The organism is Thermogutta sp. (genome assembly GCF_014359955.1).
Lineage (GTDB): Bacteria > Planctomycetota > Planctomycetia > Pirellulales > Thermoguttaceae > Thermogutta.
On sequence record NZ_JACIYL010001039.1, the window covers coordinates 1 to 1,262 of the forward strand.

Annotated in this window: 1 protein-coding gene; it reads left to right on the plus strand. The window is 58.8% G+C overall.

The genetic code is table 11. The features are described 5' to 3' along the window. Positions 1 to 1,262, plus strand: a 1,262-nt coding sequence (locus H5U08_RS19220) for a methyl-accepting chemotaxis protein (protein WP_297036912.1), incomplete at both ends; no start/stop codon positions are given.

Sequence of the window (1,262 nt, forward strand, 5' to 3'; positions counted from 1 at the left end):
GGAAGCCCTCGCCGCCAGTACCCCCGAGGCATGGGAAAAAGCCAAGCAGGCCAGCGAGGAGAACCTCGGACAGGCCGAAGAGCGGATGAAAAAGTCCCTTGAAAAATACGATTCGCCTACCCTCCGCGAGCTTTATCAGAAATTCCAGGAGGCTTTCCAGGCGTGGAAATCTGTGACCAGCGAGGTGGTGGCCAAAGCGGCTCACCCTGATCAGCGCGAGGCCGCCACGGAAATCAGCAGGGCCGCCTCGGTGGCCCGTTTTGACGAGGCCCGGCATATCCTCGATGTGATGCAGGACGAACAGCAGGCCCAGATCGAACGGGTCCTGAAAGCGACGGCCGAGCGGAATCGTGCGATTGCTGCAGATCAGCACGCTGTCGAGACGGCTGCAGAGGAGATGGAGCAGAGCAGCCATCAAGTCCGAAACCGGGCACGGAAGATCCTGTTCGTGTTCCTTAGTTCTGTCGTTCTCGGCGGGATTCTCTGTATGGGGGGCGTCTTTTATCTCATTCGGACGACACTTCGCCAGATTCGCACGACCGCCGAGATTCTCCGAGACATTGCTGAGGGTGAGGGCGATTTGACGAAGCGGCTCCCGGCCGATACACGTGACGAATTCGGTGAACTCGCGATGTGGTTCAATCGATTTATTGACCGTTTGGAGGTCCTCGTGGCCAATGTGGTGGAGAGTGGCAACCAGTTTGCTGAGGGCTCGCAGATTGTGGCCACTCGTTCGCAGGATATCGCGGCGGGGGCGCAAAGCCAGGTTGAGGCGATCGAATCGGTGACCCGCTCCGTGGAAACCCTGAGCCAGTTGATTCAGGAGATTCAGCAGAAAGCTGCGGAAGCAGCGGTGCAGGCCCGGGATACCGATCAATTGGCTCACACGGGCGCTCAGTCGGTTGAAAAGTCGATGGAATCGATGGAACTGATACGGGCGAGTGCCAATCAGATCAGCGAAATCATCGGTGTCATTTCGGACATTGCCAGCCAGACCAATCTGCTTGCCCTCAATGCGGCGATTGAGGCAGCCCGGGCAGGTGAGCACGGCATGGGCTTCGCCGTGGTGGCTGACGAAGTCCGCAAGCTGGCAGAACGATGCAACCGCGCTGCCAGCCAGATCACGGCACTGATTAAGGAGTCCACGGACCGGATTGTGGAGGGTGCGCAACTGAGCGAGCAGGTGGGAGGAGCCCTCCAGAAGATTGTAGCGGCGGTGGAGAGTACTACTCAAATGATCTCCGAGATTGCCGATGTGACGC